This window comes from Undibacterium sp. KW1 (genome assembly GCF_009937955.1).
Lineage (GTDB): Bacteria > Pseudomonadota > Gammaproteobacteria > Burkholderiales > Burkholderiaceae_D > Undibacterium.
This window is the reverse complement of record NZ_AP018439.1, coordinates 1237073-1249441: the sequence shown is the minus strand read 5'-3', so window position 1 is coordinate 1249441 and position 12369 is coordinate 1237073. Positions and strand designations below refer to the sequence as shown.

General features: G+C 52.6%; 13 protein-coding genes. 8 read left to right on the top strand and 5 right to left on the bottom strand.

Annotated features, from left to right (window positions below; translation table 11 throughout):
* The first annotated feature begins 149 nt into the window (after window positions 1–149).
* The 3 genes from UNDKW_RS05625 to UNDKW_RS05615 are packed head-to-tail and all read left to right on the top strand — an operon-like array spanning window position 150 to window position 3679.
* The gene (locus UNDKW_RS05625) at window positions 150–2138 is read left to right on the top strand and encodes a PAS domain S-box protein (protein ID WP_162040166.1); all 1989 of its coding nucleotides are present in this window, start codon (window positions 150–152) and stop codon (window positions 2136–2138) included.
* A gap of 41 nt (window positions 2139–2179) precedes the next feature.
* Window positions 2180–2770: a response regulator transcription factor gene (locus UNDKW_RS05620; protein ID WP_162040165.1), complete on the top strand. Its 591-nt coding sequence runs from the start codon at window positions 2180–2182 to the stop codon at window positions 2768–2770.
* An 18-nt stretch (window positions 2771–2788) separates the two neighbouring features.
* The gene (locus tag UNDKW_RS05615; RefSeq protein WP_162057915.1) at window positions 2789–3679 is read left to right on the top strand and encodes an AEC family transporter; all 891 of its coding nucleotides are present in this window, start codon (window positions 2789–2791) and stop codon (window positions 3677–3679) included.
* An 81-nt stretch (window positions 3680–3760) separates the two neighbouring features.
* Here the strand turns inward: UNDKW_RS05615 and cdiI are convergent, their stop codons facing one another.
* Both cdiI and queG read right to left on the bottom strand, forming a co-directional pair.
* The gene (gene cdiI, locus UNDKW_RS05610) at window positions 3761–4720 is read right to left on the bottom strand and encodes a ribonuclease toxin immunity protein CdiI (RefSeq protein ID WP_162057914.1); all 960 of its coding nucleotides are present in this window, start codon (window positions 4718–4720) and stop codon (window positions 3761–3763) included.
* Window positions 4692–5786, bottom strand: coding sequence for a tRNA epoxyqueuosine(34) reductase QueG (gene queG / locus UNDKW_RS05605; RefSeq protein WP_162057913.1), 1095 nt, complete (start codon window positions 5784–5786; stop codon window positions 4692–4694). The genes cdiI and queG overlap by 29 nt, the downstream gene beginning before the upstream one ends.
* Before the next feature lie 79 nt (window positions 5787–5865).
* Here queG and tsaE point away from each other — a divergent pair, with 79 nt between their 5' ends.
* From tsaE to UNDKW_RS05590, 3 genes are read left to right on the top strand one after another with little or no spacing between them, the layout of a single operon-like run.
* The gene (gene tsaE, locus UNDKW_RS05600) at window positions 5866–6351 is read left to right on the top strand and encodes a tRNA (adenosine(37)-N6)-threonylcarbamoyltransferase complex ATPase subunit type 1 TsaE (protein WP_162057912.1); all 486 of its coding nucleotides are present in this window, start codon (window positions 5866–5868) and stop codon (window positions 6349–6351) included.
* Window positions 6315–7730, top strand: coding sequence for an N-acetylmuramoyl-L-alanine amidase (locus UNDKW_RS05595; RefSeq protein WP_162057911.1), 1416 nt, complete (start codon window positions 6315–6317; stop codon window positions 7728–7730). Before tsaE ends, UNDKW_RS05595 begins: the two co-directional genes overlap by 37 nt.
* A gap of 22 nt (window positions 7731–7752) precedes the next feature.
* Window positions 7753–8277 carry a hypothetical protein gene (locus UNDKW_RS05590; RefSeq protein WP_162057910.1) on the top strand — a complete coding sequence of 175 codons (525 nt, stop codon included), beginning with the start codon at window positions 7753–7755 and terminating at the stop codon, window positions 8275–8277.
* Window positions 8278–8307: 30 nt separating this feature from the next.
* Here the strand turns inward: UNDKW_RS05590 and UNDKW_RS05585 are convergent, their stop codons facing one another.
* Window positions 8308–9633, bottom strand: a complete 1326-nt coding sequence (locus UNDKW_RS05585) for a PLP-dependent aminotransferase family protein (RefSeq protein ID WP_162057909.1) — start codon at window positions 9631–9633, stop codon at window positions 8308–8310.
* A gap of 87 nt (window positions 9634–9720) precedes the next feature.
* Between UNDKW_RS05585 and UNDKW_RS05580 the strand changes: the two genes are divergently transcribed.
* Together UNDKW_RS05580 and UNDKW_RS05575 are read left to right on the top strand one after the other, a co-directional pair.
* Window positions 9721–10344 carry a LysE family translocator gene (locus UNDKW_RS05580; protein WP_162057908.1) on the top strand — a complete coding sequence of 208 codons (624 nt, stop codon included), beginning with the start codon at window positions 9721–9723 and terminating at the stop codon, window positions 10342–10344.
* 105 nt (window positions 10345–10449) lie between these two features.
* A complete protein-coding gene (locus UNDKW_RS05575) occupies window positions 10450–11109 on the top strand; it encodes a hypothetical protein (protein WP_162057907.1) in 660 nt (219 codons plus the stop codon).
* Window positions 11110–11287: 178 nt separating this feature from the next.
* Here the strand turns inward: UNDKW_RS05575 and UNDKW_RS05570 are convergent, their stop codons facing one another.
* A complete protein-coding gene (locus tag UNDKW_RS05570) occupies window positions 11288–11620 on the bottom strand; it encodes a hypothetical protein (protein WP_174247570.1) in 333 nt (110 codons plus the stop codon).
* Window positions 11621–11635: 15 nt separating this feature from the next.
* Window positions 11636–12289: a DedA family protein gene (locus tag UNDKW_RS05565; protein WP_162040155.1), complete on the bottom strand. Its 654-nt coding sequence runs from the start codon at window positions 12287–12289 to the stop codon at window positions 11636–11638.
* Between the last annotated feature and the right edge of the window lie 80 nt (window positions 12290–12369).

The window sequence follows — 12369 nt, the reverse complement described above, 5'->3', positions numbered from 1 at the left end:
GTTATTACACTGATTATTTCAACCGCAGCATTATCTTGCAACTGTGGAAAACCACAAGGCTTAATTATTGTGCGATGTTTGTGTAATGATTATGCAGTGTTTGTGCGATGTATTTGTCGATAAATCACGCTCTGAAGTAAACTAGGGTCATGAAAAGCCTTCACCGTTCCCAATCCTGGCCCAATCAAAAGTGGCGCTGGATTATTCCCATCTTGCTGTTGTTGTTATTCTTGTCCACGCTGATCTGGTTACCGTGGCAGGCGCAGCGCATGGAAGCCAATGAGCGTCAGGAGCAACTGATCGCTGATTCGCTATGGGTGGAGCAGGCCATACAATTCCAGCTCAACCGCAATGACGAAGTCTTGCGCCAGATAGGCAATGAAATCAAATCGGCCAAGTTGCAAAAAGATGCCGTGCTTGATCGCTTTCGCACCATACTCAAGAACAACCGTGAAATCCAGCGCATCGCCTGGTATGACGCCAACAATAAATTGCTGGTCGATACCCGCGAGGTCATACCGGCGAACAATGACAGGATCCCCCTCCCCAAGTTTGAATTTGGCGAACTTGATGTCAGCGAAGAAACGGTGTGCATGAAGCCGGTTTTGGAAATCAATGCCAAGAATGCCTATCTCATGCATTGCCAGATCCCTCTGATCAAAGACGATCACCGGGTAGGCAGCATCATGATCAGTTACCGCATGAATGCCATCCTGGAAGAACTGGTGCCCTGGTGGTTTGCCCAGGATAACCAGATCACCATCACCGACATTGACGACCGCATCCTGGCGGAGCGGAGCGCCGGTGGTAGCGGCAAAAACGTGTATACCCACAGCCGCGCCTGGGAATTACCCAGCCTGACCCTGGTCTTGCGCACCAACAGCATCAAGACCGAACCCAAGCTTTTGTCGAACTTGCTGGTATTGTCGGTCATCCTGTTATCGATAGGATTGATCTGGAGCCTGCTGGCCCTGTGGCGAGATATCAACCGGCGGCTGGCGGCAGAGGGGGCGCTGCGCAAGCAGGTAACCTTCCGCGCTGCGATGGAAAACTCCCTGGTCACCGGCTTGCGTGCACGCGACATGGAAGGCCGCCTGACTTATGTCAATCCGGCTTTTTGTCGCATGGTGGGTTTCCCGGCAGAAGAAATCATAGGGCGCATGCCGCCCATGCCTTACTGGGCACCTGAAGCCATAGAAGAATACCAGCAGCGCTTTACCCAGTTACTGGCGGGTACCGTGCCGTCCGAAGGTTTCGAGACGACATACCAGCATGCCAGCGGCGAACGCATCCCGGTACTGATCTATGAATCTGCCCTCATCGATGAACAGGGAAAACAGGCTGGCTGGATGAGCTCCATCCTTGATATCTCTGAGCTCAGGCGCGCCCAGGAACTGACTCGTCAGCAGGAAGAAAAGCTGCACACCAGCGCCAAACTGGCGACCATGGGTGAAATTGCCTCCATGCTCGCGCATGAGCTGAACCAGCCACTGGCGGCAATTTCCAGCTATACCACAGGGGCCGTCAACCTCTTGCAGGCGGGCATGATAGACCGCAGCCTGTTCCAAAGTGCGCTCGAAAAAGTCAATGCCCAGGCGCAGCGTGCAGGGCAAATCATACGCAGCGTGCACGAGTTTGTAAAAAAACGCGAAGCGGCCCGTGAGCCCCTGCAAATTGCCGACCTTATACAAAGTGCCATGCCCCTGGTGGAACTGCAGGCGCAGGCCAGCCATGTCGCCCTGCAATGGAAGGTCAGGCCCAAGTTGCCACTGGTGCTGGCAGACCGGGTATTGCTGGAGCAAGTCTTGTTGAACCTGACCAGAAATGCCATCGAGGCCATGCAAACCACGGCACCTGAAAAACGTATACTACGGGTAGAGGCTGCGCTGGATGAAGACACACAGCAGATTATCGTCAGTGTGACTGACCGCGGTCACGGCATACCAGTAGAAGTGGCCGAGAAACTGTTCTCGCCATTTTTCACTACCAAGTCTGCGGGCATGGGCATGGGTTTGAACATTTGCCGCACTGCCATAGAATTCCACGGCGGCAAGCTCTCACATCATGAAAACCCTGCCGGTGGTACTATTTTCCAATTCGCTATACCTATACAAGACTATCCGAGCGCATCAAGTTAACAAGAAATACATAATGCGCCACACAAAAAACGGGAGATACCATGCTACATATTATTGACGATGAAGAGGTCATACGTGACTCTTTATCATGGCTGGCCAGGTCCAGGCAGATCGCCGCACACAGCTATGAGAGTGCAGAAAAATTCCTGCTGGCCCTCGACAAACCCCTGATCTTTGACAGCCAGGGCGACTGCATCCTGCTGGACGTGCGCATGCCCGGCCTGACCGGCATCAATCTGTTTGAAATGCTGGCAGCCCGGCAATTGACCAAACGCCTGCCCGTGATTTTCCTGACTGGCCATGGCGATGTACCGATGGCAGTAGATACACTGAAGCGCGGTGCCTTTGATTTTTTTGAAAAACCCTTTAATGACAACAAGCTCATGGACAGAGTGCAAGAAGCCCTGGCCATCTCGCGCCAGGCAGGTTCTGCCGCGCTGGTCCATGACCGTCTTGCCAGCCTGTCTGCCCGGGAAAAAGAAGTGCTGGACCTGATCTTGCTGGGAAAAATGAACAAGGTCATCGCCGACCAGCTCGGTATCAGCATGCGCACGGTAGAAGTACACCGTGCCCATATCTTTGACAAGATGCAGGTCAAGACTGCGGTAGAGCTGGCGGGCTTGCTCAAGTAAATAATTGAAGTAAAGCCGATGTCCATCTTCACCCTGCTCTTCCCCGACTTCAGCCTGATACTGATAGGCTCTCTACTGGCACGTCATGCGCACTGGGGTGGACATTTTTGGGCCGGGGTGGAAAAGATCGTTTATTTCATCATGTTCCCGGCCCTGCTGTTTTATACCACCTCGCGCACCCGCTTTGATTTTCATTCAACGGGGCACTTGCTACAGGTCGCTGTCATCACTACCGGCTGTGGCATGCTGCTGGGCTGGCTGGCCAAGTTCATGTTTACCACAGCGCCCAGGATATTTGAATCAGGCGTGCAAACCGCATTTCGTTTCAATTCCTATATAGCGCTAGCGATTGCCTCACGTCTCGCGGGTGACCAGGGTACCGCATTGATGGCATTGCTGATCGGTTTTCTAGTACCGCTCTGTAATATGGGCGCGGTGTATGCACTGGCACACAATAGCGGCAGGCTCATGAAAGAAATCGCCAGCAACCCGCTGGTGGTCGGTACCGCCAGTGGTGTCTTGTTCAGTGTGCTGGAAATACCCATGCCAGAAGGTATTGCCGCCACCCTGTCGCGGCTGGGCAATGCCTCAATCGCGCTGGGCTTGCTGGCAGTGGGTGCCGGGATGCGCCTGTCTGGCTTGCGCGAAGCCAAGGGTATAGCCGCCTATTTTTTATCGGTGAAACTGCTGGCCCTGCCGTTCATCGCCCTGCTGCTCGGTCGCTGGCTGGAACTGCCGCCGCTACAATTGCAAATCGCCGTCGTCTTTTGCGCCCTGCCTACCGCATCCAGTGCTTATGTACTCGCAGCACGCATGGGCGGCAACGGGCCATTCGTGGCATTTCTGATTTCTGCCAGCACGGTGTTGTCGGTGCTGACTTTGCCGGTGTGGTTGAGTTTGGTGCGGTGATGTCAAATGAAAGTCGTTTTACACACAACTTGCCTAACGTATCCGTGTACAGTGCTAGCCATAATAACGTTCAACATAACACTATCGACAGGCCGCAATCTCCGTTTCCAGCCATTCACGGTGATTCGCTATCACTTGTCTGTAATTGACTGATGAATGATAGTCTTGGGAAGACATTTTCTTATCATGTCGCATCAAGGCTGCACTACCAGGAGGCCATCCCCATGCAGCCCAAAATTTCGCGATTTTTATGAGTCCGTACATAGAATCAGAGTCAATATCCAATAACATCCCGTCGAGCAAAGCGAGCAACCATTTTCGCCTGGACTTATCCATATCTATATTTTTGGCTTGACAGACTTTTTCTATCTTTTCGCATAAATCAACAGAGCTGTATCCGCTGTTTTTAGCCAGATCTACAATGACTTCCAACAGGGGATCATGAATGGCGATTTCCTCAAGCTCATGGTACGCAAAATCTTTTACAAGTGTCGGTCTCAAACCCTCATCAATACCTTGCATACCTGCCACTTCTAACAAAACTACGCCCCAGTCGATCAAATCATCATGAAACAGTTTATCAATGACTTCGTCAGTCATGCTCGTGTCCGCTTTGGAGGCATCTCTACTCAACATTTCAAATTTTGATGTGAGCTCTAATTGCCTGCAATTGTCTTGAATTTTTTGAAGTAAAGTATTGACCAGACTCGCTTGATCTTGATGCTTATTGCAATAGCTTTCACAAGCTTCCCTGACTTGCCCAACAAAATCGACCTCAGCCAGTGTTACTTTTTGCGTACCAACCCAGACTCGCACACCTGTGAAATAATATTCTGCATCATATTCAGTCAAGTCTGGGAAACGAAATCCTGTTTCATCCGCGACAAATCCTGTCCTTGTCGAAAAGTACTCCAGAAACCGGACAAAATTACTACTGCGATACATCCACTCAAGATAACTGGTCAGGACAAAATTTCTGCCTGAAGTAGTGTCTCTATTATCAAACAAATATTCAGCCATCGCTTCTTGTCTCCACTCCATGCCTCCCCAAAGCCCAAACCACATGCTCCCTCACCATCTCAGAAGAATGCCCCAGCCGTGCCTGCAAAGCCGCCACGATCTCAGCATCCCCCCGCATACTGACCGCCGCATTCCCCAACCCGACCGCAATATTCCGCAACCAGCGCTCATGCCCTATGCGTCGTATAGGGCTCCCCTCCAGCATGCGCAGGAATTGTTCTTCAGTCCAGGCAAACAAGTGCACCATGCGGGCATTGTCAAGACCATTGCGGACAGAAAAATCATCCACGGCTGCCGCCTGGGCAAACTTGTTCCAGGGGCAGACCAGTTGGCAGTCATCACAGCCATACACGCGATTGCCGATCAGGGGCCGCAATTCCACAGGTATGCTGCCGTGCAATTCTATTGTCAAGTAAGACACGCACAAGCGCGCATCAACGGTATAAGGTGCAACGATGGCCTTGGTCGGGCAAACATCCATGCAGGCGCTGCACTGGCCACAATGCTGGCCGACTGGTTCATCGACAGGTAGGGGTATGTCAATCAGGATTTCTCCGAGAAAAAACATCGAACCAGCCTCGCGACTGAGTAACAGACTATGTTTTCCACGCCAGCCCAGGCCAGCCTTGGCTGCCAGCGCCACTTCCATGACGGGGGCAGAATCGGTAAAGACCCGGTAACCGAACGGGCCTATGGCTTTTTCTATGCGTTCGGCCAGTTGTTGCAGGCGGGTACGCAAGACTTTATGGTAGTCGCGGCCACGCGCATACAAGGATATAACAGCCTTGTCTGCCGCCTGCCCCTGCTCTTCGACACGCCAGCTTTCCGTCTTGGGCAGATAGTTCATACGGGCAGAAATCACCCTGACCGTGCCCGGCACCAGCTCTGCCGGGCGGGTGCGTTTGGTACCGTGGCTGGCCATATAGGTCATTTCGCCGTGGTAACCGGCATCCAGCCAGGCCTGGAAGCTGCCTTCTATATGTGACAGATCGACATCGCCTATGCGCAACTCGGCAAAGCCCAGCTCCTTGCCCCATAGACGTATTTGCCCCGCCAGGTCAGCCAGGGTTGCGCTGTCCAGACTCACGCGCCCGCCCCTCTGTAGTACACAGATTGAGGGTGTTGTGCTATGTTAGGCAGATTCATGAATAGGAACTTTGCAGGAAATGTCACATTATAAGACCACACTCGCCGATGAAGCAGCAACCCAGGCACTGGGTAAATGCCTGGCGCATGCGCTGAAGCCAGGCATGAGTATTTTTTTGCATGGCGACCTCGGTGCAGGCAAGACCGCCCTGACCCGCGCCATGATCCATGCCGCAGGCCATAGCGGCAACGTCAAAAGCCCTACTTATACGCTGGCCGAACCTTACCAGGTCACGCTCAATGGCCAGGCTGTCACCATCATGCATTTTGACCTGTATCGCATGATCAGTGCAGATGAATTTGCCGAAGCGGGCTTCCGCGAAGAGTTTAATGACAGCAATATCTGCGTCGTTGAATGGCCAGAAAAAGCTGATGGTGTACTGCCAGAACCTGATTTGAATGTATTTTTGCGCGTCGCCGGTGACGGTCGTGAGGTAGAATTGCACGCGTTGTCTGCTAAAGGTATCGCATGTCTCGCATCACTCAAGTTCGCCCCGAATCTATAAGCCCTGAAAGTACGCCAGGTACTGATACAGCGCGCACCCAAAAACGCCGCGTCCTGCTCAAGGCAGGTGGTACCCTGCTGCTCTCTGTCCTGGCACCTGCTGCCAGGGCGGCGCAGATACTTGCCGTGCGCGTGTGGCCAGCAGAAGACTATACCCGCGTCACGCTGGAAAATGACAGTGAGCTCAAAACCAATCACTTCGTACTGAAAGACCCGTATCGCCTGTTTGTCGATATCGAAGGACTGGAGCTCAATGCCAAGCTCAAGGAACTGGTCGCCAAGATCAAGTCGAATGACCCCTATATCAAACAAGTGCGCGTGGGCCAGAACCGCCCCAACGTCGTGCGCCTGGTGTTCGACCTCAAAGAAGAAGTCAGCCCGCAGGTATTTACCCTGCCACCAGTGGGTAATTACAAACACAGGCTGGTATTTGATCTTTACCCCGCCAATCCAACAGACCCGCTCGCTGCCTTGATAGAAAAAGGCGAATGGAACAAGGAACCAGGTGCCATCAACCAGGCACCGGTAGCTACGGCAAACCCTGCCGATATACTCGCGGGCAAAACCGAACCCAAACCAGAGCCCAAGCCAGAAATCAAGCTTGATCCGCAACCAGAAATCAAACCCGGTGCGCCAGCCATAGAAAAGCAGGAAAAACCGGTACAGCTGACACGCATGATCACCATCGCTATCGACCCTGGTCATGGCGGTGAAGACCCAGGTGCCATAGGCCGTGGTGGCAGCCGTGAAAAAGATGTGGTGCTGGCGATTGCCAAGCGCCTCAAGGCCAAGATAGAGCAGCATCCAAATATGCGCGTCATGCTGACCCGCGATTCTGATTATTTTGTGCCTTTGAATGTCCGGGTACAAAAAGCCCGTGCCGTGCAGGCAGACCTGTTCATGTCCGTGCATGCAGATGCCTTTGTCAATTCCAGCGCACGCGGCTCATCTGTGTTTATCCTGTCAGAAAAAGGCGCAAGCTCGACTGCCGCCCGCTGGCTGGCAGACAAAGAAAATGCTGCCGACCTCATCGGTGGCGTCAATATCAAGACCCATGACAAGCAGTTGGCCAGCGTCTTGCTCGATTTATCGACCACGGCGCAAATCAATGACAGCCTCAAGCTGGGCAAGGTCGTACTTAGCGAAATCAGCGGCATCAACAGGCTGCACAAGGGCTCAGTTGAACAGGCTGGCTTTGCGGTATTAAAAGCACCTGACATCCCCAGCATCTTGATAGAAACCGCCTTCATCTCCAACCCGGAAGAAGAAGCCAAGCTGACCGACAATGCCTACCAGGATCAACTGGCAGATGCAGTCATGAAGGGTATCAAGAAATATTTTTCCAAGAACCCGCCGCTGGCTAAAAACCGCATGACCTGAGAATATCAATGGGTGAAAACAATTGAAATCACTTATTCTGACCGTGCTGATGTTGGCAATTGCTGCACCTGGCCGGGCCGAAGATATAGCCAACATTCCCGCTTATGTGGAAATGAAAGTTCTCAGTTGCTCCTCTGCCCTGCCATTGATAGAACAAAAGATAAAAGGCGGGGATTATTCTGCAAGAGAACTGGAAGAAACCCGCAGCTCGGCCAAATACTTTGCCTTGTTCACGGCCCAGCCCCTAAAGGAAGTGGAATACATACGATCCTACTATGATCATAGTGTAGACACTTACAAAGGACGGATAAAAACCCTGGACAAGGCAGTTGTGCGCCAATTCATGTCACCCGGGCATGATGTCGATTTCTGCAATACCTACTATCTTGGCAAGACGCAGGTTTTTGAAACCACTAAGGGCCTGTCCTGTGGTGAAATCAAAGCCAGTCAAAAACATGTCACTGTCGCGCAATGTCTGACCGACTTACCAACAGGACATGGTCTGCAAGTGAAAATTAGCGATATGAAGAAGTTCCCGGCACGCTGAATCACGCATGACGAACGTGCTTGGAACTCACTAAGGCCAGCATGCCTCATTTATCTTTGTCAGTGCCTGTTCAAGTACATCCAGCGGAACCGATCCTATCGCCAGCCGCAAAGCCTGCAGCGCAGTTATTCCAGCGTTAAAAGCATCGGCAGTTGCCACCATAATGCCCTGCTCTGCCAACGCTGTGGCGACTTGTTCCGCTCTCAAAGTATCAGGCAAACTCAACCACAAATAATAAGAAGAGGGATGCGCTGTCAGCATGCAAGCATGCAGCGCTGCTCGCGCCAGCTTCTGCCTTTGCCTGGCATCCTTGCGCTTTCTTGTTTCCAGTTCATCGACAACACCAGATTCTATCCAACGGCAAGCCAGGGCGATCATCAAAGACGGTGTGTTACCTGAGGTGACACGTATCGCTGTTTCCAGCGCGGGTATCAACGCTGGCGGCGCAGCCAGCATGCCTATGCGCAAACCCGATGCCACACTTTTTGACAGGCCGGAAATATACACCGTCTGTTCAGGCACATAGGTAAACACCGGCTTGGGTGCAGGTTCTGCCAGAAAGGCATATGCGCCATCTTCTATGATCAGGAATTGATGCTTTTGCGCCAGTTGGGCAAGCTGCTGGCGTTCTTCATCTGTCATCACCGTGCCCATGGGATTATGCATGGTGGGCATCACATACACGGCACGCACTGGACGCCGTTTGCACAACGCCGCCAGCGCTGGCAAATTCAATTTGCCTTCTGCCAGTGGCAAGGCTTCCACGTCCAGCCGTGCTGATTGCGCCAGGGTTTTCATGCCGGGGAAAGTCAGCGCATCCATGACCAGGATATCGCCCGGTGCCAGCAAAGCCTGCACTGTCACCGCCAGCGCCTGCTGTGCGCCATTGACGATCAGTACCTGCTCAGCAGGCAAACGCAAACCACGATTGCGCAGATGCCGGGCAATGATTTGCCGCTCATGCGGACGGCCACCTTGTGGCGCTGCATGCAGCAAGGCATCCAGGTCACCCGAGCTGGCGATTGCACGCAAGCCTTCGCGCAGCATTTCATCCTGGCCTGGCAGACAGGGATAATTGAAAATCAAATCTACCGCACCAGCTTGCAAAGTCTGCTGTTCCAGCCCCAGGCGACGCGGCAAGCTGGTGTCGCGTACGAAAGTCCCGCGCCCCATCTCGCAAGCTACCAGGCCATGCGCTTCCAGTTCTGTATAAACGCGTGAAGCTGTCGCCAGCGCAATACCATGTTCCTGCATGAGTTTGCGCAGGGTTGGTAACTGCGCGCCGGGACGTAATTTGCCACTGCGAATGCGGGCAGCATAATCATCAACGATGGATTTATAACGGGCGAAAGCCATAAGATAGTATCTAGAACAATTTTTTTACTGTATCAGATCAAGAGACTACACTGCCTGCATCTTTTCAGCAATCACCAAGAAGCCACCATGATCAGCCTGAGTACTCTCGCCACCTTCAGCATTGCAGTTTTGCTCTTGCTATGCTCACCCGGCCCTAACATGGCCTTTGTCATGACTTGCGGGATGCAATACGGTGTACGTGGCGGCGCTGCTGCCGCATTGGGTATAGGTGCAGCTGACATCCTCCTGACGCTGCTGACTGCCTGCGGCATCACCGCCATCATCACAGCATGGCCACCATCGTTTGACTTGATACGCTATGCGGGCGCAATGTATTTGCTGTGGATGGCTTACAAGTCACTGCGTAATCCGGCTTCAACAATACCAGCTATGCCTCAGGCAGTAGCGTTACGCACAGTTTTTGCCCGGTCTTGCCTGAACAGCCTGCTCAATCCCAAGGCCTTGTTATTCTTCATGGTGTTCTTGCCACAATTTGTCGACGCACAAGCAGGGATGGTCACGCAGCAATTATTGCTACTGGGTTTGACACTGACCATCATCAGCACTGTCTTTCATACCCTGCTAAGCAGTTTTGGCCATGTGATACGCCAGACCCTGATGCGCCATGCCAAAGTCGCCAAATTGCAGGCGCGCATACTGGCTGCGGTATTGTCCCTGCTGGCCGTGCGTTTATTGCTGATGACACGCTAGTGGCAAAGCATTTCAGGGGGTACTGTTATCTGTATGCTATGATTTACCGCCATAGACTAACCAATGAGGGCAATTCTCGCCCTCTTACAGGAAATATCCGCCCCTATGGCAATCAAAACCATCTTGAATGTAAGCGCCCTGGCTGGCGTAAAAATCACTTCCCGCCTCATAGGCTACACAGCATTCGGAGTGTTCCTGAACCTGGTTTTATTGCTGTTTTTTACCAGCTGGGCTGGCAGGGGTCACAGTGGCCTGCCTCTGCTTGTGCTGTGCGTAGTGACCTTGCTGGCACCCATTTTGTATTTTTTGATGGGTAAAAAACAGGGCATAGCCGCAGCCCTGCACTTTTTGGCAGAGCGCCATGGCTCTGACCTGAGCCAGTTTGTCGTCAGCAAACTGACTGACAACTACCCACAACTGCTGGACAAGGCCCACTCCGCTGGCAGCACCAGCGCCGTCATCCATGAAAAAATTAGCGCGCAACTCAATAAGATGAGCGAGCAATCCACCGTCAACAAAATGGTGTTTGGCACTCTGCTGCAAAAGTTTGATTTTATTTCTGTGATAAGCCGGGTATTGGAAAACAATCCCGCCGCAGGCTCAGAAAGCCGTGAAGAAACTGCAGACAGGATAGCCAGGGCCCTCCAAGAAAAATTGAATGCCAATGATTTGAAACCGGATTTACAGGCACCAGCCAGGCTGGTCGCTGGCAATGTTGCAGCGGCATTGTTTTGTGCGAGTATATTGCCTGTTATATTCAGGTAGGGAGTGAAGAGCTTGGATAGTGCGTAGGTTGGGCCGGATTCGTAGCTTGGGCTACGCTTCACCAGCCCAGCACTGGGCGATTAAATAACGTATGCGTTTGTGGAAGCCGAGTGTTGGGCTGATACCCCGTAGCCCAACCTACAATCCGTAGTCCAACAACATGGCCCAACCAATAATATTACCCGCCCACACTCGCATCCGAATCACAAGCCGTACCCGCCGCTATCCAGCGTTTTACCCGTCTCGCAAACCAGCTCTGCCACGAAATCGGCAACAAACGCACATAATTCGCAGGCTGCACTAACATCCCGCAGCGATATTGCTGCACATCCGCATGCCACTCCAGCGCCTGGCAACTGCCACGAAATTGCAATAAGAACACCCGCGCCACCGGGCAAGGCTCAGCCGCGCAGCACACCCCACAACCATTGCAAGACTGACCCAGGGCAGGCTTGGCTGGTGCACTGGCTTGCAACCAGATAACCGTGGATGAAGTCTGCCGGGGCTTCAAGATAAGAACCCGCTTTCAAGAAGGTTTGCGTTTGCCCCTGAAGAGTCGCCACAGGCCACCCAGCACGACCGGGATGACTGCAGCACCAACGCCAACCAGGACTACCGTATTCAAATGGTCACGCAGAATAGGGATATTACCAAAATAATAACCCGCAAGCACCACACTAAACACCCACAACAAGGCACCCAGTACATTGTAGAGCTGGAAAGTCTTGTGCGTCATCTCGGAAAAACCAGCCACAAAAGGCGCAAAGGTACGTACCAGAGGGATAAAACGTGCCAGCACCACCGTCTTGCCGCCATGCTTTTCATAAAACATGTGCGTTTTCATCAAGGCATTGCGGTCTATCCAGCGGAAATCTTTTTCCATGACCTTGTGCCCCAGCAGGCTGCCTATCCAGTAATTGATGGAGTTACCAGTGATGGAGGCAATCACCAGCAAGGCGATCAGCACCCAGACATTGATGGGGGCATCGGGTGCGGCGCACAGCGCACCGGCTATGAACAACAGCGAATCCCCTGGCAGGAAAGGGAAAACAACAAAAGCCGTTTCACAAAATACGATGGCAAACAAAATGACATACACCAGTGCGCCATACTGCGTAACGAAAGTGCCCAGCATTTTATCGACATGCAAGATCACGTCGAGGAGTTGCATAAAATCCATTATTGTCCCAGGGTCTAGATAGTCTGTACATAAAGCCGCCGCAATCATACACCAGACGGCAATGTCTGAGACGCCTGACG

What these genes read in the sequence shown, in the direction of transcription:
- cdiI (WP_162057914.1), bottom strand. Translation starts at nt 4,720, where the DNA reads ATGGAGTGGAGACAAGAAGCGATGGCTGAATATTTGTTTGATAATAGA.
- UNDKW_RS05585 (WP_162057909.1), bottom strand. Translation starts at nt 9,633, where the DNA reads ATGGCTTTCGCCCGTTATAAATCCATCGTTGATGATTATGCTGCCCGC.
- UNDKW_RS05625 (WP_162040166.1), top strand. Translation starts at nt 150, where the DNA reads ATGAAAAGCCTTCACCGTTCCCAATCCTGGCCCAATCAAAAGTGGCGC.
- UNDKW_RS05575 (WP_162057907.1), top strand. Translation starts at nt 10,450, where the DNA reads ATGGCAATCAAAACCATCTTGAATGTAAGCGCCCTGGCTGGCGTAAAA.
- UNDKW_RS05595 (WP_162057911.1), top strand. Translation starts at nt 6,315, where the DNA reads ATGTCTCGCATCACTCAAGTTCGCCCCGAATCTATAAGCCCTGAAAGT.
- UNDKW_RS05580 (WP_162057908.1), top strand. Translation starts at nt 9,721, where the DNA reads ATGATCAGCCTGAGTACTCTCGCCACCTTCAGCATTGCAGTTTTGCTC.
- tsaE (WP_162057912.1), top strand. Translation starts at nt 5,866, where the DNA reads ATGTCACATTATAAGACCACACTCGCCGATGAAGCAGCAACCCAGGCA.
- UNDKW_RS05620 (WP_162040165.1), top strand. Translation starts at nt 2,180, where the DNA reads ATGCTACATATTATTGACGATGAAGAGGTCATACGTGACTCTTTATCA.
- UNDKW_RS05615 (WP_162057915.1), top strand. Translation starts at nt 2,789, where the DNA reads ATGTCCATCTTCACCCTGCTCTTCCCCGACTTCAGCCTGATACTGATA.
- UNDKW_RS05565 (WP_162040155.1), bottom strand. Translation starts at nt 12,289, where the DNA reads ATGGATTTTATGCAACTCCTCGACGTGATCTTGCATGTCGATAAAATG.